Genomic DNA, 761 nt, shown 5'->3' on the forward strand with positions numbered 1-761 from the left:
AACCTCATGTTCTACCTGGACCCGCAGTTCGGCTCCTTCGAGGACAACCTGCGCCGCCTGGAGGAGATGGACTGCGTCACCGGCTTCGGCGACGAGATGCTGAAGCTCAACGGCTGCAAGGTCACGCTCGACGGCATCACGGCCGCGTTCACCGCCGCCATGAGCCGGCGCGAGTACCGCCAGCGCCCCGGCTTCTACGGCGACACCATCTACACGCAGGAGGAGATCGACGCGCTGGTGTGCAAGGCGACCGAGCTCGGCTGGCAGTTCGGCATCCACACCATCGGCGACGCGAGCGAGGACCGCGCGCTGCACGCCTTCCAGGAGGCCAACAAGATCCGCCCGGTGAAGGAGCTGCGCCACTACCTGATCCACTACCAGCTGCCCTACGAGGACCAGTGGCCCATCATGAAGGAGCTGGGCGTGGGCGTGTGCCTGCAGCCCACCCTCGTGTCCCAGATGGGCGAGGAGCCGCTGTTCTGGCCCGAGCAGGTCGAGCGCTTCCAGTCGCCGGGCCTCATGTTCAAGAACGGCATCCTGGCCGGCGGCAGCTCCGACTCTCCCGTCGTCTCCCCCAGCCCGATGCTCGGCATGTACTACGCCGTCACGCGCCTGGACGAGACCACGGGCAAGACGCTCTCCAAGGGCGACGAGTCGAAGGTCACGCCCATCCAGGCCCTCATCATGTGGACGAAGAACGCGGCGTTCTTCAGCCACGACGACGACAAGATGGGCTCGGTGGAGGTGGGCAACTTCGCCGA

Annotated in this window: 1 protein-coding gene; it reads left to right on the plus strand. The window is 66.2% G+C overall.

Going from position 1 to position 761, the window contains the following annotated elements:
• Positions 1 to 761 (plus strand): amidohydrolase family protein (locus tag C1877_RS15060; RefSeq protein ID WP_147274579.1); only part of this gene is annotated, 761 nt, incomplete at both ends.

It is taken from the genome of Gordonibacter pamelaeae (genome assembly GCF_003340385.1).
GTDB classification, from domain to species: Bacteria; Actinomycetota; Coriobacteriia; order Coriobacteriales; family Eggerthellaceae; genus Gordonibacter; species Gordonibacter pamelaeae.